21 protein-coding genes are annotated in these 22004 nt (G+C 64.9%); 7 read left to right on the top strand and 14 right to left on the bottom strand.

The window, feature by feature from the left end:
• Positions 1-2 precede the first annotated feature (2 nt).
• From SOQ14_RS03080 to tsaD, 8 genes are all read right to left on the bottom strand, one after another.
• Positions 3-1013 (bottom strand): fumarylacetoacetate hydrolase family protein, encoded by a 1011-nt coding sequence (locus SOQ14_RS03080; RefSeq protein WP_322896574.1) that lies wholly within the window; start codon positions 1011-1013, stop codon positions 3-5.
• On the bottom strand, positions 1010-1660 hold the full coding sequence (gene maiA, locus SOQ14_RS03075; protein WP_322896573.1) for a maleylacetoacetate isomerase: 651 nt from the start codon (positions 1658-1660) through the stop codon (positions 1010-1012). The genes SOQ14_RS03080 and maiA overlap by 4 nt, the downstream gene beginning before the upstream one ends.
• Positions 1661-1865: 205 nt before the next feature.
• A complete protein-coding gene (locus tag SOQ14_RS03070; RefSeq protein ID WP_322896716.1) occupies positions 1866-3041 on the bottom strand; it encodes an acyl-CoA dehydrogenase in 1176 nt (391 codons plus the stop codon).
• Positions 3042-3176: 135 nt separating this feature from the next.
• Positions 3177-3533: a response regulator gene (locus SOQ14_RS03065; RefSeq protein ID WP_322896572.1), complete on the bottom strand. Its 357-nt coding sequence runs from the start codon at positions 3531-3533 to the stop codon at positions 3177-3179.
• Between the two features lie 64 nt (positions 3534-3597).
• Positions 3598-4134, bottom strand: coding sequence for a helix-hairpin-helix domain-containing protein (locus SOQ14_RS03060; protein WP_322896571.1), 537 nt, complete (start codon positions 4132-4134; stop codon positions 3598-3600).
• Between the two features lie 39 nt (positions 4135-4173).
• Positions 4174-5667, bottom strand: coding sequence for a lipopolysaccharide biosynthesis protein (locus SOQ14_RS03055; RefSeq protein WP_322896715.1), 1494 nt, complete (start codon positions 5665-5667; stop codon positions 4174-4176).
• A 32-nt stretch (positions 5668-5699) separates the two neighbouring features.
• The gene (locus SOQ14_RS03050) at positions 5700-6704 is read right to left on the bottom strand and encodes an NAD(P)H-dependent glycerol-3-phosphate dehydrogenase (protein WP_322896570.1); all 1005 of its coding nucleotides are present in this window, start codon (positions 6702-6704) and stop codon (positions 5700-5702) included.
• On the bottom strand, positions 6701-7777 hold the full coding sequence (gene tsaD / locus SOQ14_RS03045; protein WP_322896569.1) for a tRNA (adenosine(37)-N6)-threonylcarbamoyltransferase complex transferase subunit TsaD: 1077 nt from the start codon (positions 7775-7777) through the stop codon (positions 6701-6703). Before tsaD ends, SOQ14_RS03050 begins: the two co-directional genes overlap by 4 nt.
• Before the next feature lie 98 nt (positions 7778-7875).
• Here tsaD and hemC point away from each other — a divergent pair, with 98 nt between their 5' ends.
• The 3 genes from hemC to SOQ14_RS03030 are packed head-to-tail and all read left to right on the top strand — an operon-like array spanning position 7876 to position 10453.
• Positions 7876-8784: a hydroxymethylbilane synthase gene (gene hemC / locus SOQ14_RS03040; RefSeq protein ID WP_322896714.1), complete on the top strand. Its 909-nt coding sequence runs from the start codon at positions 7876-7878 to the stop codon at positions 8782-8784.
• A complete protein-coding gene (locus tag SOQ14_RS03035; RefSeq protein ID WP_322896568.1) occupies positions 8777-9466 on the top strand; it encodes a uroporphyrinogen-III synthase in 690 nt (229 codons plus the stop codon). Before hemC ends, SOQ14_RS03035 begins: the two co-directional genes overlap by 8 nt.
• Positions 9467-9487: 21 nt before the next feature.
• Entirely contained in the window at positions 9488-10453 is a 966-nt protein-coding gene (locus SOQ14_RS03030; RefSeq protein ID WP_322896567.1) for a hypothetical protein, read from the top strand.
• 3 nt (positions 10454-10456) lie between these two features.
• On the opposite strand, the gene SOQ14_RS03025 is transcribed toward SOQ14_RS03030, so the two are convergent.
• Positions 10457-11683, bottom strand: coding sequence for an FAD-dependent monooxygenase (locus tag SOQ14_RS03025; RefSeq protein ID WP_322896566.1), 1227 nt, complete (start codon positions 11681-11683; stop codon positions 10457-10459).
• Positions 11684-11827: 144 nt separating this feature from the next.
• Between SOQ14_RS03025 and SOQ14_RS03020 the strand changes: the two genes are divergently transcribed.
• Complete coding sequence (locus SOQ14_RS03020; RefSeq protein WP_322896565.1) at positions 11828-13894, top strand: protein-disulfide reductase DsbD family protein; 2067 nt, start codon at positions 11828-11830, stop codon at positions 13892-13894.
• On the opposite strand, the gene SOQ14_RS03015 is transcribed toward SOQ14_RS03020, so the two are convergent.
• The 5 genes from SOQ14_RS03015 to uvrB form a co-directional block, all read right to left on the bottom strand.
• Complete coding sequence (locus tag SOQ14_RS03015; RefSeq protein ID WP_322896564.1) at positions 13830-14297, bottom strand: hypothetical protein; 468 nt, start codon at positions 14295-14297, stop codon at positions 13830-13832. The genes SOQ14_RS03020 and SOQ14_RS03015 overlap by 65 nt on opposite strands.
• 98 nt (positions 14298-14395) lie before the next feature.
• A complete protein-coding gene (locus SOQ14_RS03010; RefSeq protein WP_322896563.1) occupies positions 14396-15925 on the bottom strand; it encodes a S10 family peptidase in 1530 nt (509 codons plus the stop codon).
• A gap of 76 nt (positions 15926-16001) precedes the next feature.
• The gene (locus tag SOQ14_RS03005) at positions 16002-16322 is read right to left on the bottom strand and encodes a HigA family addiction module antitoxin (protein WP_322896562.1); all 321 of its coding nucleotides are present in this window, start codon (positions 16320-16322) and stop codon (positions 16002-16004) included.
• Positions 16297-16578 (bottom strand): type II toxin-antitoxin system RelE/ParE family toxin, encoded by a 282-nt coding sequence (locus SOQ14_RS03000; RefSeq protein WP_322896561.1) that lies wholly within the window; start codon positions 16576-16578, stop codon positions 16297-16299. Before SOQ14_RS03000 ends, SOQ14_RS03005 begins: the two co-directional genes overlap by 26 nt.
• A gap of 158 nt (positions 16579-16736) precedes the next feature.
• A complete protein-coding gene (uvrB, locus tag SOQ14_RS02995) occupies positions 16737-18932 on the bottom strand; it encodes an excinuclease ABC subunit UvrB (protein ID WP_322896560.1) in 2196 nt (731 codons plus the stop codon).
• A gap of 89 nt (positions 18933-19021) precedes the next feature.
• Here uvrB and SOQ14_RS02990 point away from each other — a divergent pair, with 89 nt between their 5' ends.
• From SOQ14_RS02990 to SOQ14_RS02980, 3 genes are all read left to right on the top strand, one after another.
• Positions 19022-19549 (top strand): DUF3617 domain-containing protein, encoded by a 528-nt coding sequence (locus tag SOQ14_RS02990; RefSeq protein WP_322896559.1) that lies wholly within the window; start codon positions 19022-19024, stop codon positions 19547-19549.
• A 54-nt stretch (positions 19550-19603) separates the two neighbouring features.
• Positions 19604-20443: an esterase/lipase family protein gene (locus SOQ14_RS02985; RefSeq protein WP_322896558.1), complete on the top strand. Its 840-nt coding sequence runs from the start codon at positions 19604-19606 to the stop codon at positions 20441-20443.
• Between the two features lie 113 nt (positions 20444-20556).
• Entirely contained in the window at positions 20557-22002 is a 1446-nt protein-coding gene (locus tag SOQ14_RS02980) for a circularly permuted type 2 ATP-grasp protein (protein WP_322896557.1), read from the top strand.
• Positions 22003-22004: the final 2 nt, after the last annotated feature.

The raw sequence follows: 22004 nt of genomic DNA, 5'->3' as shown, positions 1-22004 counted from the left end.
AATCAGACCGCGACGACTTTCTGCTCAATCGCGCCGAAGATCGAATGATTGTGCGCATCGCGCATTTCGATCCGCACGCTGTCGCCTGCTTGCATGAACGGCGTTGTCGGCTGGCCGCCGGTGATGGTTTCGATCATGCGGATTTCGGCGATGCAGGAATAGCCCGTGCCGCCTTCTGACACCGGCTTGCCGGGGCCGCCATCCGCGCCCTTGTTCGAAACCGTGCCCGTGCCAATGATCGAGCCCGCGCCGAGATGGCGAGTCTTTGCCGCATGGGCGACCAATTGCGCGAGGTTGAAGGTTGCGTCCTTGCCCGCATTGGCCCGGCCAAAGGGCTGGCCATTGAGATCGACCATCAGCGGCAGGTGAATGAGGCAATCGGCCCAGGCCTCGCCGAGTTCGTCGGGCGTCACGGCTACAGGCGAGAAAGCGCTCGCGGGCTTCGACTGGAAGAAGCCGAAGCCCTTTTCCAGTTCAGCCGGGATCAGGCCGCGAAGGCTGACATCATTCACCAGCATCAGCAACTTGATGTGGCCAGCGGCCTCTTCAACCGAAACGCCCATCGGCACATCATCGGTGATGCAGGCGATTTCGCCTTCCATATCGCAGCCCCATGCCGGATCGCCCAACGGGATCGCGGCACGCGGCGGCAGAAACCCGTCCGATCCGCCCTGATACATCAGCGGATCGTGATAGAAGCTGTCGGGCACCTTGGCCCCGCGCGCCTGACGCACCAGCTCGACATGGTTGATGTAAGCACTGCCATCGGCCCATTGGAACGCGCGCGGCAGGGGAGAATGGGCCTCGCGCTCGTGGAACCGCTCGCACGGCACCGCTTCGTGTTCGACATCGCGGGCCAGCACTTCAAGCTGCGGGGCGATCCGCTCCCAATCATCCAGCGCGGCTTGCAGCGTAGGCGCAATGTAGCCAGCCGCGCAGCAGCGGGTGAGGTCTTTCGAGACCACCACCAGCTTGCCATCGCGGGTGCCATTGTTGAGGGATGCGAGCTTCATTGAGGTTTCCTCTCGGGGGAATCTTGCTGGTTATCGGGGTGCGCAGCCACGAAGGCGGGCAGGGCAAGGCAGGCGGCCTCGATGCGGGTCATATGCGGGCTCGCCGACAAGTCGTAGGCAAAGCGCCGCGCATTGGCGAGTTGCGGGATCAGCACCACTTCGAACAGGCCGGGCGCGTCACCACGCAGGTAATCGCCTGTCCCCAGCTGCGCCAGTCGCGCCTCGACCGGATCAAGCGTGCGCTTCAGCCACGTGCGATACCAGATATCGATCTCGTCCTGCGTGTGGCCAAGCGGGTCCTTCAGATACTTGAGCACTGGCAGGTTGTTGACCGCGTGGATCTCGGTCGCGATGCCATAGGCGAGTTCACGAACGGTGTAGCGCGCCTCGATATCCTGCGGGAGCAGGCGCGGTTCAGGATAGGCTTCGTCGAGCCATTCGAGCAGCGCCATCGACTGCGCCCGGTCACGCCCATCGGCTTCGAGCATCGGCAGCGAGCCGAAGGGGTTACGCGCGGTGAAGGCCGGGTCCTTGTTCTCGCCGGTAACAAGGCTGACAGGCACATTCTCGAAGGCGAGGCCTTTGAGGTTCAGTGCGATCCTGAGGCGATAAGAGGTGGACGAGCGGAAGTAGCCATAAAGCTTCATGAGCGTGTGCCGTTCATGTTCGGGGCCAATTTGCTTGCGTTGGATACACGTGAGACACTGTTATAAGGCGAAAAACGACGCCCCACGCAGGTCTTCCGGAAAACGGCCACAGGAAAGACGGTTGGCAACGCGGTCATTGCGTCATCATGGCGCAAAAGGCGACGGTAGGACATGGGCTCTGTGTCGCCCCGTGGCGGAGCGCGCATCAGAACGCCGCAATCCCCGTGATCGCGCGGCCCAGGATCAGCGCGTGGACATCATGCGTGCCTTCGTAGGTGTTGACCGTTTCAAGGTTCACCGCGTGGCGGATCACCTGATACTCCTCGGAAATGCCGTTGCCGCCGTGCATGTCGCGGGCCTGCCGGGCGATATCGAGCGCCTTGCCGACATTGTTGCGCTTCACGATCGAGATCATGTCGGGGGCGAAGCGGCCCTCGTCGATCAACCGTCCGACGCGCAGCGACGCTTGCAGCCCGAGCGCGATATCGCTCATCATGTCGGCGAGCTTCTTCTGGAACAGCTGTGTCGCGGCGAGCGGCCGCCCGAACTGGTGGCGATCAAGGCCGTATTGGCGCGCGGCGGCGAGGCAGAATTCCGCTGCGCCCATCGCGCCCCACGAAATCCCGTAACGCGCGCGGTTGAGGCAGCCGAACGGGCCTTTCAGCCCTTCGACATGGGGGAGCAGGGCCGAGGACGGCACCCGCACCTCGTCCATTATGATCATGCCGGTGGTGGATGCACGCAGGCTGATCTTGCCCTTGATCTTGGGGGCCGACAGCCCGGCCATGCCCTTTTCCAGCACGAAGCCGCGGATCGCGCCGCCGTGTTCTTCGGACTTGGCCCAGACGACAAAGACATCGGCAAAGGGCGCGTTGCTGATCCACGTCTTGGAGCCGGAGATGACGTAGTCGTCGCCGTCCTTCTTCGCCCAGGTCTTCATCCCCGCCGGGTCGGAACCCGCATCAGGCTCGGTCAGGCCGAAGCAGCCGATCAGCGTGCCGGCGGCCAAGCCGGGCAGGTACTTGCGGCGCTGCTCGTCCGAACCATAGGCGTAGATCGGATGCGTCACGAGGCTCGACTGCACGCTCGCCATCGACCGGTAGCCACTATCCACCCGCTCGATCTCGCGCGCGATCAGGCCATAGGCGACATAGCTTGCGCCTGCGCCGCCGAATTCTTCGGGAACGGTCGCGCCCAACAGCCCGGCCTGTCCCATCAGCGGAAACAGCTCGGGCGCATCGGCTTCTTCGCGGAACGCGTCGATCACACGCGGCTGGAGTTCGGATTGCGCAAAGCCGTGCGCGGCATCGCGGATCATCCGTTCTTCTTCGGTCAGCTGGCTTTCCAGATCAAAGGGATCTTCCCAGTTGAACGGGGCCATCGCGCCGCTTTTCGGCGAGCTGGGCGAGGTGCCGTGCATGGCGGTGCTCCTGCTGCTTGTTGTTTGCCTGCCGGCCTGCTCTTGCAGGCTTGGCGGGCCAGAGCAAGGGGGCAACGTCGCCCGCTGCCCCGGCGCCTAAGGTTTGGCCAGCATCCGGTGGATCGTATCGATGAATTGCGCAGGCGGGCAGGGCTTGGGCAGCGTCGCCGCTTTCGGAAAACGCGCCGCAATATCGGCAGGCACATCGGCCCCTGAATGGAAGATGATAGGCACGTTTTCTTCTTCGAGCTTCTGCGCGAGCGCGAACAGCGGGCCTTCCCCGAGCTGATAATCGAGGATCGCGAGATCGGGCCGCACTTTCTGCAAGGCGAGCATCGCCGAGCTCATCCCGAGATGCGGGCCTTCGACGAAATAGCCCGCTTCCTCGCAGGTGTCGCAGATGTCGACACCTTCAATGAAATCATCTTCAGCCACAAGAATCGTGTGAGTCATTTGCACCTCCCCAACGATCCCGGCGCAAGACTATCACAAGACGTGAGCAATCCTTGTATGAATATTATCCATTCTGGCCGAATTTTTTGGCAAATCCTGCTTCGTCGCCCGCGGCGAGCAATTGGGCCTGGGCAATCCACTGATCGCGGCTGATTCTTCCGCTGAACCGGCCGAGCTGCGCATCGATGGCTGCGGCGTCTTCCGCGCTCCAAGCTGCGATTTGGGCATAGCTTGTCACGCCCAGTTCGTTCAGCAGGGCCGCGATCTTGGGGCCGAGTCCCTTGATCCGGGTCAGATCATCCGCGCTTGCCGCAGGTGCCGGGGCGGCCACCGGCGGCGGAGTCGGCGCAGGGGCGGGCACAGGAGCAGGTGCAGGTGCAGGTGCAGGTTCAGGCTTCACCACCGCAGGCGGCGCGTCGATCAGCGCCTGGTTGCGGCTCGCGCGGGCAGCCCCTTCATCGAGCACATCGCGCTTGAGGCTCTCGGCTGCGTCGATCACCTTGGCTTTGCGGGTGGCGCGCAGCAGCGCCCACACCGCGATCGCCAGAACCAGCACCCCGATCAGGATGAAGGGCAGGGCATTGCTCATGTCAGCAGTCATGGCGCGATCAACTCCTTTGCAGGTGGGGACATCCGGGCCTTAAGGCCGTTCGGGTTCTGCCTCGGTTTCAGAAGCAATATTCTTGCGGAACAGCACGCGGTCTTCGGGGCCGAACCCGCGGTGCCAGATAACATAACCATAGACGGCGGCAATCGCAGGCACGCCGAGCAGCAATTCGGCCCATTCGGGCAGCAGCTTGGCCCCGAAGCCGACAACCACCGCCGCCGCTGCGGCATAGACCAGCGGCCAGCGCCAGTTGCTCACCGGCGCTTTGAGCAGGCTTTTCAGCAGCACCGCCTTGATCAGCGAGGAGGCGCCCAGCGCCAGCAGCAGCGCACCCGCGGCGCCCGCTGCCTTGAAGCCTTCGTCCATGCCCATGCGGTTGGCGAGCGTGATCAGCCCCATCGTCAGCGCGGCCTGCAAGGCGATGATGCCCACCGAGATCGCCAGATTGCGCTTGCGCGCGATGTAGACGAGCACGCTTTCGGCCACCACGGCGGTCGAGGCGGCGACTTCGGCGGCAAGCAGGAAGGCCAGCGCTGCCGTCCCTGCGACATAGCTCGGCCCCCACAGACCCATCACCGCTTCGCCCGGCAAGGCAAGCATCAGCGCAATCCCGGCCTGCACCGCGATGATCCAGAACCCGACCTGCCGCACTTGCGCGGCGATGGCAGCCAAATTGCCGGTGCGCAGGTTCTTGGTGATGACGGGCGAAAGGATCGGCTCGAAACTCGTCTTGAGCTTTTGCGGCAAGCTCGCGATCTGCTGCGCTGCGTAATAGATCCCCACCGCCGCGGGCGGGGCAAACAGGCCGAGGATAAAGATATCGAGCAGGCGCGTGCCTTTCTCGATGGCATCGGCGCCGATCAGCGGGAAAGCGCGGCTCGACATGCGCAGGAACTTGCGCGGCGAGGGCCGCCAGTCGCGCGGCAGGCCATAGGTGCGCAGGAACGGCCAGGCCGCGGTCAGCAAGCCGGCATAGACCGAAGCGATGAAGGCAAAGGCCAGCCCGGAATCGCGCGTGCCCGGCAGGTAGAAGAACACGCCTGCGCCAATCGAGATCACCCAAGGCTCCACCACCGCGCGGGTGCGCACCGTGGTGGCGATGTCAAAGCGGTACGCCTGTGCAGCCAGCAGGATTTCGGTGATGGCAAAGGCCGGGATCGCCGCGATCAGCCACATATCGGCAGGGCTGTTCATGCCATTGGGGAACATGGGCGCAGGGAAGAGCCACAGGATCAGCCCGGTCACGCCTGAATAGAGCAGCGAGAGCACAATCCCGTCATAGACGACGTTCGCCTCCTTGCTGCGATCATCGCCCGCACCTTCCGAGAGGCGTTGGGCAAGCCCGCGTTTCTCGCCCAGCGAACAGACCAGCGCGATAATGTCGATCAGCACAAGGGCCGAGGCAAAACGGCCCAGCGCATCGGGGCCATAAAGCCGCGTCGCAATGATCAGGAAGGGAATGCGCGCGATCAGGCGCAGGACAAAGCCCATGGTGTTGGTGCGCCCGCCCTTGGCAAGCGCGGCCATATCATCCTGATTGGCTTGGGGCTTGGTGGGGCTCACGCAGCAAAATCCTGTTCGGCCTTGAGCGGGCGCGCCATCAACCCGGCCACGACCGCGCGCGCTTCGGCTCCGTTCATCAAATCATTGACCGCGCTGACAATCGGCATAGCAATACCATGCTCCGCCGCCAGCCGCGCCAGCACCGGCGCGGTGAAGGCCCCTTCGGCCACCGTGCGCCGATCCGCCAGCAGGTCTGCGGCGCTATGCCCTTCGCCAAGCGCCTTGCCGAAGGAGAAATTGCGGCTTGCCGTGCTTGAACAGGTCAGCACCAGATCACCAAGGCCGCACAGGCCGGTGAGGGTTTCGGCGCGGGCGCCCAGCGCTTCGCCAAAGCGCAGCATTTCGGAAAAGCCGCGCGCGATAAGTGCGGCGCGGGCGTTCTGACCAAGCTGCAAGCCGTCTACCACCCCGCAGGCAATCGCCAGTACGTTCTTGATCGCGCCGCCAACCTCGGCGCCGGTGACATCATCGCTGTAATAGGGCCGGAACGCAGGGCGCGAGAGCGCCGGGGCGAGCCGCTGCCATTGCGCCTCGCCGCCTGCGCAGGCGAGCGTTACCGCCGTGGGCAGACCAGCTGCGACTTCGTGGGCAAAGGTCGGGCCGGACAACACGGCGAGCATGCTCGCTGGTGCGGCGCGCCGAGCGACATCATTCATCAGCTCGCCGGTGTTGGCATCAATCCCCTTGGAGCACAGCACCAGATCGCGCGGCAGCGCGGCAAGCCCGCCGAGCACCTTGCCGAGCACTTGGGCTGGGGTCACGACCAGCACGATCTCGCACCCGGCCAGATCGGCAAGATCGCCGGTGGCGCGGATCGTCGGCGCAAGGTTCGCTGACGGCAGATAGAGCGGATTGCTGTGGCTGGCGTTGATCGCGTCCACCACCTCGGCCTCATAGGCCCACAGCATCACGGTGCTGCCATCGCTCGCGAGCATCTGGGCGAGGGCGGTGCCCCAGGCTCCTGCGCCAATCACGCCGATCGGGGGAGGCGCGCCGGTCATGCCTTTACTCCGGCCCCGCGCACGGCTTCGGCGCTGTCATCGAGCGGCCAGCGCGGCCGCGCCCGCAGATCAAGCGGATCGCCTGCAAATTCAGCGCCTTGCGCGGCCATCCGTTCAAGGCCGGCCCAGGCGATCATCGCCGCATTGTCGGTGCACAAAGCCATTGGCGGAGCGCAAAAGCGCATTGCGTGGCGGCTGGCAAGCGCTTCGAGCGCGCCGCGCACCGCCTTGTTGGCGGCAACGCCGCCCGCCACCACGAGCGCAGGCAGCGCGCCGTGATCGCGCAGCGCCTTTTCCAGCCGGTCAATCAGGCAATCAATCGCCGCCTGCTGAAAACTCGCCGCGATATCAGCGGGCTGGTGCGCCCCGCTCTCGACCGCGCGCAGCGCCGCGCTTTTCAGCCCGGCAAAGGAGAAATGGGGTTCGGCCGACCCTTTGAGCGGGCGGGGCAGGGGCACGGCTTTGGGATCGCCCTCTAACGCCAGCCGCTCGACCGCTGGCCCGCCGGGATAGCCGAGCCCGAGGATCTTGGCGGTCTTGTCGAAGGCCTCGCCAAGCGCATCATCAATGGTCGTGGCGAGGCGGCGATAGCTTCCGACGCCTTCAACGCGCAGGATCTGGCAATGCCCGCCCGATACCAGCAGCAGCAGATAAGGGAATGCGAGATCCGCATCGGCAAGGCGCGGCGAGAGCGCGTGGCCTTCAAGATGGTTGACCGCGATCAGCGGCTTGCCGCTCGCCATGGCAAGCGCCTTGGCGCTGACCAGCCCGACCATCACCCCACCGATCAGACCCGGCCCGGCGGTCGCCGCAATCGCATCGACATCGCCAAGCGCCAGCCCGGCATCGCCCATCACCCCTTCAAGCATCGGGGCGAGCCGTTCGGCATGGGCGCGCGCGGCGATTTCCGGCACCACCCCGCCATAGGGCGCATGCTCCGCTTCCTGGCTGGCGATGCGCTGGGCGAGGATCGTGCGATCGGCGCGCACCAGCGCCACCGCGGTTTCATCGCAGCTCGATTCGATACCCAGAATGATCGCCGGACTGGCAGGATTGTGGGAGATCGCGCTCATGGCGCTTTCCCTTAGTCATTACCGGGGCTAGGGCAAGCATCGCCATGCACGACGAGCCTTTGTCCACCCCCACCATCCCGCGCGCCCCCGGTATCCGGATGCGCCTCGGCACCCGCCAGTCCCCGCTTGCGATGGCGCAGGCCGAGGAAACCCGCGCCCGCCTGTGCGCCGCGCATGGCTGGTCGCCTGACGAGATCGAATTGGTCCCCGTTGTGGCCAGCGGCGACAAGGTGCTTGATCGTCCCCTCGCGGAAATCGGCGGCAAGGCGCTGTGGACCAAGGAACTCGATGCCTGGCTCGCCGAAGGCCGGATCGATTGCGCGGTGCATTCGGCCAAGGATGTCGAAACCCAGCGTCCTTCGCAGTTTCACTTTGCGGCTTTTCTCCCGCGCGCGGACCGGCGTGATTGTCTGGTCGGCGCCAGCAGCATCGCAGATATTCCGCAAGGCGCGACCGTCGGCACCAGCGCGCCGCGCCGCGCTGCGCAATTGCTCAACCTGCGCCCCGATTGCCGCGTGGTGATGTTCCGCGGCAATGTCGCAACCCGGCTTGGCAAGCTGGCAGCGGGCGAAGCTGATGTGACGTTCCTTGCGGCGGCTGGCCTTGAACGGCTGGGGCAGAGCGAACATGGATCGCCGCTGGCGCCGACGGAATGGATCCCCGCCGCCGCGCAAGGCGTGATCGCGATCGAATGCCTTGCCGCTAATGCAGCGGTGACCGAGGCCTTGGCCGCGATCAACCACGCGCCAACCCGCGCCGAGATCGAGGCCGAACGCGCGCTGCTCGCCGAACTGGGCGGCACGTGCCATTCGCCGGTTGCCGTGCTGTGCGAAATGGCGGGAGACGGCCTTGCAATGCGCGCCGCGCTGTTCAGCCCTGACGGGGCCGAGCGGATCGAAGCCAGCGCCACCTTCGCCGTGGGCGATCATGCCGCGGTGCGTGCGCTTGCCGCCGATCTGCTGGCGCGGGCCACATCCGGCATCGCGCCGCATTTCCAGCTTGGCTGATACGCCGGTGCTGCTGGTGCTGCGCCCTGAGCCTGGCTGCGCCGCCACGCTCGCCGCGGCACAGGCGATGGGCATGGCAGCGGCAGGCTGCCCGCTCGGCCGGATTGTGCCGGTCGCTTGGGATGCGCCCGATCCGGCGGGTTTGGATGGGCTGCTGATCGGCAGCGCCAACGTGTTCCTCCATGGCGGCGCCGCGTTGGAGGCACTCCGCAGCAAACCCTGCTTTGTGGTCGGCAAGGCGACCGCCGATGCCGCGCTGGCGGCGGGTTTCACCGTGGCGACGGCGGGCGAGGGCGGCTTGCAGAAGGTGCTCGATCAGATCGCCGCGCCCGCGCATCTGTTGCGCATCGCGGGGGAGGAGCATCTGGCGCTCTATGTCCCCCAAGGTATCACCATCACCACGCGGATTGCCTATCGCAGCGAAGCTCTCGCACTCGATCCCGCGCTGCCGGTGCTGGAGCAGGCGGGTGTGATCGTGCTGCTGCATTCGGCCGCCACCGCCAGGCATTTTGCCGGGGAATGCGAGAGGCTTCGTGTCGATATTTCGCAGATCATCGTGGCTGCGCTTGGCCCCCGTATCGCCGCTGCGGCGGGGTCAGGCTGGCGCGCAGTGCATACCGCCGCGGCCCCCAATGATGCCGCACTGCTGGAATTGGCCCGTGACTTATGCAATGACGCCTGAGACAAGCGCGGGCACCTCGACATGCGGCTCACCCGGCTGCATCACCGGGCGACACCCGTAGCGGGCGCAGAACGGATTGTGATGGAATCGAATTACGGCAGTCGTCGCAAGCCTACCTCGACGCGCGCCCTTGTGCTGGCGGGCCTGCTCGCCTTTGCCGCAGGTGGCGGGTTGGTGGGCTGGGTGGTGTGGTACAATCTCCAATCACCGCGGGTCGCTGGCATGCTGGCGTCTTCCGCAGACGAAAGCACGCAAGACGCCGCAGCCTTGCCGGATGCCTCGGCAACAAGCGACACCGTATCCGAAGCGGCCGTTGCCGAGGCGAGCGAAGCCGTAACCCGCGTGGCCGAGCAACAAGGCGGGATCGATCAACGCCTCGCCGCTGCCGAACAGCGCCTCGCCCGGCTGGATCTGCAAGCCCAGGCCGCCGCCAGCAATGCCGCGCGCGCGGAAGGCCTGCTGATCGCCTTTGCCACAAGGCGTTCGGTCGAGCGCGGGGCAGAATTGGGTTATCTTGCGGATCAGTTGCGGCTGCGCTTTGGCGATCAATGGCCCAATGCGGTAGCGACGATCATCGATTTCTCGCGCAAGCCGGTGCGGCTCGACAGTCTGGTCGCCCGGCTCGAAGGGCTCGGCCCGCAATTGCGTGAACGGGACGCGGGGCCAAGCTTTGCGACCTTCCAGCGGGAGCTTTCGCAGCTTTTCGTGGTGCGGCGGGAAAGCACGCCGTCACCCCAGCCTGAACGGCGTCTGGAACGGGCGCGCTGGGCGTTGGAGCAGGGCCGCTATCAGACGGCCATCGACGAAGTGCGCAACATGCCGGGCGCGGACCGGGCGGAAGGCTGGATTGCCGATGCCGAACGCTACCGCGATGTGATGCGCGCGCTTGAAACCATCGAAACCGCTGCCGTGCTCGATCAGCGCGGGCTGCGCGACGGGGCAGGCAATCCGGTGCGCGAGTTGAACAGTCCGCTGATCAAGATGTAACCCTTACGCCTTGAGCAATTCGGGCAAATCGCCCGATACGCCGCGCGCTTCGTCCATGAAAAACTGCTTGAGCATCGGCGTGCGCTGGATGCCCGCCATGCCGATACGGCGGATCGCCGAGACGGTCTTGCCCGGCGCGCCGAAAATGCGGGTAAGGCCATCGGTGGCCAGCGCCACCATGAAGCTGTCGAGCCCGCGCCAGTTTTCATAGCGCTTGAGCAATTCGGGATCGCCCGGATCAAGCCCGAGCCGCGCCCCATCGGCCAGCACTTCGACGAGCGCGCCAACATCGCGCAGCCCGAGGTTGAGCCCTTGGCCCGCAATCGGATGGATGCCGTGGGCGCTATCGCCAATCAGGGCGAGGCGTTCGGCGGTGATTCTCGCGGTGTGGTGGAAGCCAAGCGGCCAGCTGGAACGCTTGCCCACCGACAGCACTGGCCCGAGCACTCCGCCCATCCGCTTTTCGACCTCGGCAAGGAAGGCGCGATCGCCGAGCTTCATCACGCCCGCGCCGTCTTCTTCCGACACCGTCCACACCAGCGAGGAGCGATGCGTGCCATCGGCATCATCATTCATCGGCAGCAGGGCAAACGGCCCTGCCGGATAGAAGATTTCCCACGCCACGTTGCCATGCGGCTTTTCATGGGTGAGCCCGGCGATGATGGCGCGGTGGTGATAATCCCACTTGGCGATGGTGATCCCGGCGGCATCACGGGTGGGCGATTGGCGGCCTTCGGCAGCAATCATCAGCCGCGCCTTGAGCTTGCGGCCATCGACCAAGACAGCGGCAACGCCGTAATCGCTGCGCTGCCGTTCGGTCACATCGGCCTTGGCGATCCAGTTGATAAGTGGCTCCTTCGCCGCCGCCTCGAACAGGGCAAGGCGCAGGCGGCGGTTGGGGAACATCCGGCCGAGCGTGCCATCATCCGGCCCCGGCACGAAATCGAGCCGTCCGGGCTTGTTCTGATCAGTCACCGCAATGCTGGCGATGTCGCAGGCGAATTGTTCGAGGCCCTCGGCGATGCCGATATTGTTGAACAGGTGCCAGCTTGCGGTTGAGATCGCGGTGGCGCGATCATCAAAGCCTTCCGCCGTCAACTCCGCCGGATCGGCGCGGTCGACCACGTGGCTCGCCATGCCCTTCTTCGCCGCGGCGAGCGCCAGGGTCATGCCCACAAGTCCTCCGCCCAGGATCAAAAGATCGGCGGTGTCGTTATCAGTGATGGCCATGGCGTTTGCTGCGCTTTCTCTTTGCAATGGGGCAGGCCGGGCCTATCTGGCCAGCCTCACCCGGTTCTTAGCGGCTTGACGATCAGAGAGACAAGTTTGTTCCAAGCATCCCGTCTTGCACCTTGCGCAAAGTCGCTGTGGCTCATGCTGTTGGCCGTGCTCACCGCTGCGCTGCTGCTGGTGGGCGGGAGCGCGCGGGCCGAAGTGCCGACCGCGGCCCGCTATGGCGATGCGAATATTGCCGCGCAGCTTTATGCCGAGGGCGCGCCGCGCGCGGGCGAGGTCTGGATGCTGGCGCTGCGATTCACCCCGAAAAGCGCGGAGTGGCATGGCTATTGGACCAATCCGGGGGATGCAGGGCAAGGGATGCGGTTGCAACTTGCCTTGCCGGAAGGCTGGCAGGCGGGAGAACCGCTCTATCCGGTGCCGGAAAAGCTGCTGATCAGCAGCCTGATGAACCATATCTACAAAGGCGCCTACACCGTGCTGGTGCCGGTGAACGTACCCGCAGGCGCCAACCTTGCCAACCTGCCGCCCATCACCGGGCATGTCGAATATCTCGCCTGCACCGATCAGATCTGCGTGCCGCAGGATGCGGTGCTGTCTGCCGCTGAGGGCGGCGATTTTGCCCGGTGGCGGGCCGAAGTCGCGCCGCTGATCGAGGCCAAGGCGCGCTTTGCGCTGGGTGGCACGGCGCTGCGCGTCGCGATCCCGCTGCCAGCGAGTGTGACGCTCGCCGATCCGCATGTCTTTGTCGCGAACGAGCGGCTGGTCGCCCATGCCGCTGCACAAGTCTTCCGCCGCACGGGTGATCTGCTGGTGGCGGAAATCCCGCTCGATCCGAACGGCGCAGGCCCAGCCGCGAACCTCGAAGGCATTCTTGCCTTTGGCGACGGCGCCGGTGTGCGCTTTGTCGCGATGCCCGGCGACGTGCCGAGCGGCGGCACCATGATCGCGGGCGCAGCCGCGCTGCCGGTCTTGCCGCCGCTGTGGACGCTGATCCTCGGCGCGCTCGCAGGGGGCTTGCTGCTCAACATCATGCCCTGCGTTTTTCCCATCCTCAGCCTCAAAGCGCTGTCGCTGGCCCGTGCAGGTGAGAGTGAGGCCAAGGCCCGTTCCGAAGGGCTCGCCTATACCGCCGGGGTCGTGCTGGCCTGCGTGGCGCTGGGCGCGCTGCTGCTGGCCTTGCGCGCAGCGGGCGAACAGGTCGGCTGGGCCTTCCAGTTGCAGGAGCCGGGCGTGGTGGTCGCCCTGCTGGTGCTGGCGAGTGCGATCACCGCGAATTTTGCCGGCGTGTTTGAATTGCCGTCGCTCAGCTTCACCCGTTCCGGCCAGCCTGCCGGAGCCTTTGCCACCGGGCTGCTGGCCGCCTTTGTCGCAACGCCGTGCACCGGCCCGTTCATGGCGGCCGCGATGGGCGCCGCGCTGATCCTGCCGATAGGTGAAGCCCTGCTGTTGTTCGCTTGCCTCGGGCTCGGGCTGGCCTTGCCCTTCCTGCTGCTGGGTTTTGTCCCGGCCTTGCGGCGGCGGCTGCCCAAGCCGGGTGCGTGGATGGAACGCTTCCGCCGGATCATGGCCGTGCCGATGGGCCTGACCGCGCTTGCGCTGCTGTGGCTCACCGTGCAGCTCGGCGGGCGCAGCTTTGCGCTGTTCGCGCTGATCATGCTGTTCGGGGTGATCCTTGGCCTGTGGGTGGTCGGGCGCTTGCAACGCGCTGGCAAGATGGCCTGGCCTGCCTTCGCACTGGTTGCGGCGCCCTTCCTGATCTTCGGCGCTTTTGCGCTTCCTGCCAGCTTTGCCGCACCTTCTGAGAAAGAGCGCGTCTCGCTCCATGCGCCGCTTCCCTTCAGCGAGGCGGCGCTTGCCGAAGCCCGCGCCACTGGCAAGCCGGTGTTCGTGTGGTTCACCGCCGATTGGTGTGTCACCTGCAAGGTCAATGAAAGCGTCGCGATCGAGCGCGAGGACGTGCGTGCGGCGTTCGAGCAGGCGGGGGTCATCACGATGGTCGGCGATTGGACGGTGCGCGATGAAGCGATCACGCGCTTCCTGACAGCGCAGGGCGCGGCGGGCGTTCCGCTTTACCTGTGGTACGCGCCGGGCGCGGCAGCCCCGCAGCAATTGCCGCAGGTGCTTACCCCCGACATGCTTATCCAGCGGGCACGAGGCTCCGGCACCCCTCCAGGAACGCCATCGGCAGCGGGCTCGGATTAAGCCGCACCAGGCCTGCGCCCGGCACCGTTGCGGTGATCTCGCGCGGGCCATCAAGCGGCTCCCAGCCGATATCATCGGCGGGGGCCTCGCCCTGCCAGATCTGGCGCTGGCCCTGACGGGTGGCATCCACGGCCAGCCGCCCGATCGCGCCATTGCCGATCAGCGCGAGCAAGGCGCCGGCATCGCGATCCGCCGGGGCGTAGCGCGCAATGCGGATGAAAGCGGGCGCGCTGCCTTCACCGGGGAGACATTCCAGCGTCAGCAGCGCAGGCTGCCCCGGAATGCCATAGACGATGCGGTTTTGCTGCTTGGTGCTGATGCTCCACACCGCGCCCTTGGTATCAGGGGAGGCGTGCGGTGCGGACGGAGCATCGAGGCTCACAATCGTGGTCACGCGCGCCATGTCGCTATCGGTTGGCGGCGGCTTGCACGCTGCCAACCCCGCAGCCAGCAGGGCAAGCAGAGAGGCCGCGTGACGGGATGACAGGGACAAGACGGGTCTCAGCGTGCCCGGATGAAAGCGCGCAGATCGGCGCTCAACTTGGCGCGATCCTCGTCACGAATATACATCATGTGGCCCGCATCGTAATATTTCCACGTGATCCGGTCCTGCGGCATGCCGGTGCGCTTGAGCGAGTATTCCGCGCCGAAAAACGGCGTGGCGAAATCATACCAGCCTTGCCCGTTGAACACGCGCAGCTGCGAATTTTGGCGCAGCGCGCGGCTAATCAGCGGCGCGATATTGAGATAGGCGTTGCGACCCCAGCCGCTGCCGAGGGACCAATCCCATTGCCGCCCCGGCTCGCTGCCGATCGACTGGTATTCGCGCGGCGTCTGATAGCCCAGCGTTTCGCGTGCCCAGCTGTTGATCGCTGCGGTATAGCCGCCATCAATCCCGTAGAAGCTCGGGTCCGCGTCAGGGGTTTCCCCGGCATTGTCGAAATCGCGCCCGGTGTAGCGCGAATCCAGCCGTCCGATGGTCAGCCCGCGATCGCGCAGCAATTCCTTGTAGAAGCGCTGGTCGGTGACGCGCAGATCTGCCTGCTCGAGATAGGTTTCCGAAAGGCCCGTCAACCGCGCGAGTTCGCGGCGCACGTTGGCGCGTTCTTCAGCGGGCAGCTCCTGCCCCTTGAGCAAGGCCGTGGCATAGGGCCCGATGGCAAAGCGGCGGGCTTCTTCCGCGATCGCCTCGACCGAGGGCGCCTGCACCTTGCCGTGGAACCATGCGGCGGTGGCCATGTTCGGGAGTGCAACGACATAGGCCATTTCATTGCCCGGTGTCGGCTCGCGCCCCGCGAAATCGAGGATCGTCGAGATCAGGATCAGCCCGTTGAAGGCGACATCATTATAGGTGCCGCCTTCGAGCTCGTCGATCACCATGGCGGTGCGGCTGGTGCCATAGCTTTCGCCGCCGAGATATTTCGGGCTGTTCCAGCGGCCATTGTCATTGAGCCAGCGGCGGATCACCTGTGCGACCGCGCGGCCATCCTGCTTGAGGCCATAATACTTTTTGGGATCAGTGCCTTGCGTGAGATAGCTGAAACCCGTTCCCGGCGGATCGATGAACACCAGATCAGCGACATCAAGCAGGCTGTCGGGATTGTCGAGCAGCGGATAGGGCGGGGCGCCGTCATCGCGCGCGTCAGACGGGATCGCCACGCGCTTGGGTCCGAAGGCGCCCATCTGGAGCCACACCGAACCCGAGCCCGGCCCGCCATTATAAATGAAGAACACCGGACGCGAGGGATCGGCCGGGGTCTTCACGTAGGAGGTGGTGACGATCACCGCTTCGGCCTTGCCCTCATCGGTGTTGAGGATCGTGTCCGCCATGGTGACGCGGTAATTGATCCGCTGCCCGCCAAAAGTGCCCGCCAGATCGCGGGTGCGGACCTGTGCGACGGGCGGCGCGGGGACCGGCTTTGCCGCCTCGGCCTTGGCGGCGTCAGGCTTGGGCGCGTCCTGCGCGGCGGTGGGGACGGCAAGGGCGGGGATGCTGGCAGCGGCCAGCAGCGCGAGGAATCGGATGCTCATGGAGCAAGGGAAGTGACAGGCTTGTGAACGCGGTTCAAGAGCAGGGCCAAAAGCTACCCACCCCTTCGCGACAGGATCACGCTGCGCGGGGTTGGATCCGGTCCAATTCACCGTTTAGCGCGCGCTTGGCCGTGCGCAGTTCGGCACTCGTCTGAAGGCGGAGGAAGAAGCCCTCCGACATGCGGAAATAGCGCGATAGCCGCAGGTCAAGTTCGCCGTCGATGCGCGTCTTGCCATCGATTATTGCCTGCAGACGCGCAGGATCGACCGCGATAGCATCAGCCAAAGCAGCGGTGTCGAGCTTCAGAGGCTCCATGAACTCGATAACCAGCATTTCACCCGCGTGCGGGATGTGCAGCCAGTCCGAGGTGTCAGTGGTAGTCGACGATTTCGACATCGTATGCGTTTCCGTTTTCCCAGCGGAAGCATATACGCCATTTCATGTTAATGGAAATGGAATGCTGACTCGCGCGGTCGCGGTTGAGCTCGTGCAGGCGGTTGCTCGGCGGCAGCTTGAGGTCGTCCAGCGTTTCGGCGGCATCAATCATGTTGAGCTTGGCGAGTGCGCGCTGCTGGATGTCCGCAGGCAGCTTGCGGCTGCGGCGGCCGTTCCAGATGCTCTCGGTTTCGGCACAGGCGAAGGAGTGGATCATGGCTGCCTCTTAGAAGTGCAGCCAATCAGTAATCAGGCAAAATCTAGTCGGGCAACAGTTCGATTTTAAAAAAAGTGAAATTTTCCTGTTGACTCGCTTCCAGCCCGCAGCACGCCTCACAGTATAATTTATTGACCATCTTCAAGTGTTGTGGAGAACTACGGCTTTCCACCCATGCGCTTGTAGCGCGTCTTGCCATAGCGGGTCTTGCGCGTGCCCGGCTTGCCTTCGTTCGAGCGGCCAACCATCGGCGCTTTCTTCTCGCCATCGGGAATGCCGAGCTCGTCCGCTTCCAAGCGGCGGATTTCATCGCGCAGGCGCCCGGCTTCCTCGAATTCGAGGTTGGCGGCGGCATCGCGCATCCGCTTTTCCAGATCCTCGATGTAGCTGCGCAGATTGTGGCCGACGAGATTGTTGCGTGTCTCATCGCCGGTGTCGATCACCACACCATCCTGCGAGGCGGTGTGGGCGACGATATCGTGGATGTTGCGCTTGATCGTCTGCGGCGTGATGCCGTGCTCTTCGTTGAACGCCTGCTGCTTGCTGCGACGGCGATCGGTTTCGGCCAGCGCGCGTTCCATGCTGCCCGTCACCCGGTCGGCATAGAGGATCACCCGGCCATCGACATTGCGCGCGGCGCGGCCGATGGTCTGGATGAGCGAGGTCTCGGAACGCAGGAAGCCTTCCTTGTCGGCATCGAGAATGCACACCAGCCCGCATTCGGGAATGTCGAGCCCCTCGCGCAGCAGGTTGATGCCGACCAGCACATCATAAACCCCGAGCCGCAGGTCGCGGATCAGCTCGATGCGCTCCAGCGTCTCGACGTCGGAGTGCATATAGCGCACCCGCACGCCGGCTTCGTGCATGAATTCGGTGAGGTCTTCGGCCATGCGTTTGGTGAGCGTCGTCACCAGCGTGCGGTAGCCGAGCTTGGCGGTGGCAAGGCATTCCTGGATACAATCCTGCACCTGATCTTCGACCGGGCGGATGGTGACTGGGGGATCGATCAGGCCGGTGGGGCGGATCACCTGTTCGGCAAATACCCCGCCGGTCTGCTCCATCTCCCACCCGCCGGGGGTGGCTGAAACGCAGACGGTCTGCGGGCGCATTGCGTCCCATTCGTTGAAGCGCAAGGGGCGGTTGTCGATGCAGGAGGGCAGGCGGAAGCCGTATTCGGCGAGCGTCAGCTTGCGACGGTGGTCCCCGCGCGCCATCGCGCCGATCTGCGGCACGGTCTGGTGGCTTTCGTCAACGAAGAGCAGGGCGTTTTCGGGAAGGTATTCGAACAGGGTTGGCGGCGGCTCCCCCGGCAGACGCCCGGTGAGGAAGCGCGAATAGTTCTCGATCCCCGCGCAGCTCCCCGTCGCGGCAATCATCTCAAGATCGAAGTGCGTGCGCTGTTCGAGGCGCTGGCGTTCCAGCAGCTTGCCTTCGGCTTCCAGCTCCTTGAGCCGCTCTTCCAGCTCGAACTTGATCGCCTCGGTCGCCTGCTTCATTGTCGGCCCGGGCGTCACATAGTGCGAATTGGCATAGACCCGCACCTTGTCCAGCTTCGCGCCCTTGGTGCCGGTGAGGGGATCGAATTCGGAGATTTCCTCGATCTCGTCCCCGAAAAAGCTGACCCGCCACGCCATGTCTTCATAGTGCGAGGGGAAGATTTCGAGGCTGTCCCCGCGCACCCGGAAGCACCCGCGGGTGAAGGCCGCGTCGTTGCGCTTGTATTGCAGCGCCACCAGCTTGCGGATGATGTCGCGCTGGTCCTGGGTTTCGCCGACCTTGAGATCGAAGATCATCGCCGAATAGGTCTCGACCGAGCCGATGCCGTAAAGGCACGAGACCGAGGCGACGATGATCACATCATCGCGTTCAAGCAGCGCCCGGGTGGCCGAGTGTCGCATCCGGTCAATCGCTTCGTTCACGCTCGATTCCTTCTCGATATAGGTATCGGAGCGCGGGACGTAGGCTTCGGGCTGGTAATAATCATAGTAGCTGACGAAATATTCGACCGCGTTTTCAGGAAAGAAGCTCTTGAATTCGCCGTAAAGCTGCGCGGCGAGGATCTTGTTGGGCGCGAGGATCAGGGCCGGGCGCTGCAAGGTTTCGATCACCTTGGCCATGGTGAAGGTCTTGCCCGAGCCGGTGACGCCGAGCAGCACCTGCGTTTTTTCGCCCGCAAGCGCGCTCTCGGTCAGTTCCTTGATCGCCGTCGGCTGGTCGCCGGCCGGCTCGTAATCCGAAACGATCTTGAACGGCCGCCCGCCCATCGACTTTTCAGGACGTGCGGGCCGGTGCGGCACGAAATCCGCGCCGGTTTCGGGCTCGGCAAGGCCCCTTCTGATCACGAGTTCAGCCATCCTTGCCCTATGCAGGCAGGGCGCGTGCTTGTGAAGTGGCGCAGCGCGGCGTAGGCTCATGATTTCTGAGGCGCGACAGGGGACATGCAATGCGAAACGGGGCATTTCTGGTGGGCGTGGCTGCCCTGATGCTGGCGGCCTGTTCGGGCGAGAGCGAGACGGATGGCGCTGATGCAGCAGACGGTGCCCGAGGCGCCGCCGCTGATGCCGCCGCCGACATGCCCAAGCCCGAGGCCGGGCTGTACCGCGCGACCATCACCATGACAGGGATCGATGTGCCCGGCATGGGCGCGGCGATGGAAGGTCATGGTGGCGGGATGACGACCACCAATGAATATTGCCTCACCCCCGCCGATGTCGAACAGGGCTTCAAAGAGATGATGAAGCGCGGGCAGGATGGTTCCTGCCGCTACGAGACATTCAACCTTGCGGACGGTCAGCTTGATGCCGTGATGCTGTGCCAGACCGATCAGGGCGAAGCGCGGATGGAAATGAAGGGCACCGCCACGCCGACCGCTTCGGAATTCGACGCCAGGATGCGGATGGACCTTGATGGCATGGGCAATGGCACCATGCGCTTCAACGCCAAGCACGAGCGTATCGGCGATTGTCCGTGAGCGCGCTGCCATTGCTTCATGCGCGATTCAGCGTGCGCGGCGGATAGGGCTCGCATGACCCGCCCCGAACCTCTTGATCCTGCCCCCCGCTGGCAAGCCGGGCGCGCGCGTGCCCGCGAACGTGCGCGCGCCGGTGCCCAAGCGGCGCGCGAGGCCTTTGCCGCGACCGATCTGGCGCGCCGGATCGCGCTCGCACGGGAAGAGCGTCCCGAAGAGGAGTTGGGCCGTCCGCAATTCACCCGCCTGATCGGCGAGCTTGATGTGCTGGCCGAACCTGCACGCCGCCTGCTGCGCCGCACCGACATCCCGCCCGCCCGCAATCCGCAACTGGTGATGATCCTGCCCGGCTTTGCGACCCATCCGGTGCGGATGCGCTACCTTGCGCGCCAGCTCGAACAGGCGGGCCACCGCACCAAGCGCTGGGGGCTGGGCTTCAACTGGGGGCCGGACCCGGAACGTTTCGATTTCCTCGAACAGCGCCTTGTCGATCTGAGCGAACGCCATGGCCGTCAGGTGGTGCTGCTCGGCTGGAGCCTTGGCGGGCTTTATGCGCGCGAATTGGCCAAGCGCCAGCCCGACAAGGTCGCCAAGGTGATCTCGATGGGCTCGCCTTTTTCCGGGAGCCCGCGCGCCAATAATGTGTGGCGGGTCTATCAATTCATCACCGGCCATTCGGTCGACTCCCCGCCGATCGAAGCGGATCTCGCGGTCAAGCCGCCGGTTGAGACCGTGGCGCTGTGGAGCCCGCTTGATGGTGTGATCGCGCCCGCCTGTGCGGCCGGTGTTCCGGGTGAACGCGACCGCGCCATCAAAGTGCGCTGCACCCATATCGGCTATACCTATGCGCCCGAAGTGGTGGCCGCCCTGCTCAAGGAGCTTGACGGGCAGGGCTGAACAGCCGCGCTGCTCGTCAAGCAGAGGCCGAACAAAAAACGTCCGGCAGTGCTTTTCTTTTGTCAATCGCCGGTTAGACTGCGCTTTCCACACAGCGTTGGAAACGGGGGGCAATGCAGGGATCGCCGGACACTTTCGATGAGATGTTCGATGCTGCCGGCCAGACGCGCGCCGCTTACAAGGACTATTGCCGCTGGTTCGGCGAACAGGAACCGGGCTGGCTGAAACGCAAGAGCCGCGAGGCGGATGATACCTTCCGCCGCACCGGTATCACCTTCAATGTCTATGGCGAGGAAGAGGCGGAAGAGCGCCTGATCCCCTTCGACATGGTGCCGCGCATCATCACGGCGGCGGAATGGCGGCGCCTGTCGCGCGGGATTGAACAGCGGGTGCGCGCGCTCAATTCCTTCCTCTATGATCTCTATCACCGGCAGGAAATCATCCGCGCCGGACGCGTGCCCGAACGCCTGCTCCACAATAACGAGGCGTGGCTTGCCAATATGGTGGGCTTCACGCCGCCCGGCGGGATCTACACCCACATTGTCGGGATTGATCTGGTGCGCACCGGGCCGGATGAATTCTTTGTGCTGGAGGATAATGCGCGCACGCCATCGGGGGTCTCCTACATGCTGGAGAACCGCGAGACGATGATGGGGATGTTCCCCGATCTGTTCAGCCGGATCGCGGTCGAACAGGTCTCGAACTACCCGCGCCGTCTGGCCCGTTCGCTTGCCGCCTGCGCGCCGCCCGCCTTTGCCGGCAATCGCAGCCGGGGTGAAAAGCCGACGGTGGCGGTGCTGACGCCGGGCGTGTTCAATTCGGCCTATTTCGAGCACGCGTTCCTCGCGGACCAGATGGGCGCCGAACTGGTTGAGGGCAGCGATCTGCGCGTGGTTGAAGGGCGGGTGCAGATGCGCACCACCCGCGGCTACAAGCCGATCGATGTGCTCTATCGCCGCGTCGATGACGAATTCCTCGATCCGCTGACCTTCAATCCCGATTCCGTGCTCGGCGTGCCGGGGATCATGGATGTCTATCGGGCAGGCGGGATCACCATTGCCAACGCGCCCGGCACCGGCGTGGCCGATGACAAGGCGATCTATTCCTTCATGCCGGACATCGTCGAATTCTACACCGGCGAAAAGCCGCTGCTGCCCAATGTCCAGACGTGGCGCTGTGCCGACCGGGACAGCCTGCAATATGTCCTCGATCACCTGTCCGAACTGGTGGTCAAGGAAGTCCACGGATCGGGCGGCTATGGCATGCTGATCGGCCCGGCGGCTTCGCGCCGTGAGATTGCCGCCTTCCGCCAGAAGCTGATGGCGCGGCCCGAGAATTACATCGCGCAGCCGACGCTCGCGCTGTCGACCTGTCCGATCTTCACTGCCAAGGGCTTGGCACCGCGCCATGTCGACCTGCGTCCCTTCGTGCTGGTGTCGCCTCAAGGGATCGATATCACCCCCGGCGGGCTCACCCGCGTAGCGCTCAAAAAAGGATCGCTGGTGGTCAATTCCTCGCAAGGGGGCGGCACCAAGGATACCTGGGTGCTCAAGGACTAGGA

Source organism: Erythrobacter epiphyticus (assembly GCF_034653295.1).
Taxonomy (GTDB): domain Bacteria; phylum Pseudomonadota; class Alphaproteobacteria; order Sphingomonadales; family Sphingomonadaceae; genus Erythrobacter.
Note: the sequence above shows the minus strand (reverse complement) of the source record. Positions and strands in the feature narration are given on the sequence as shown.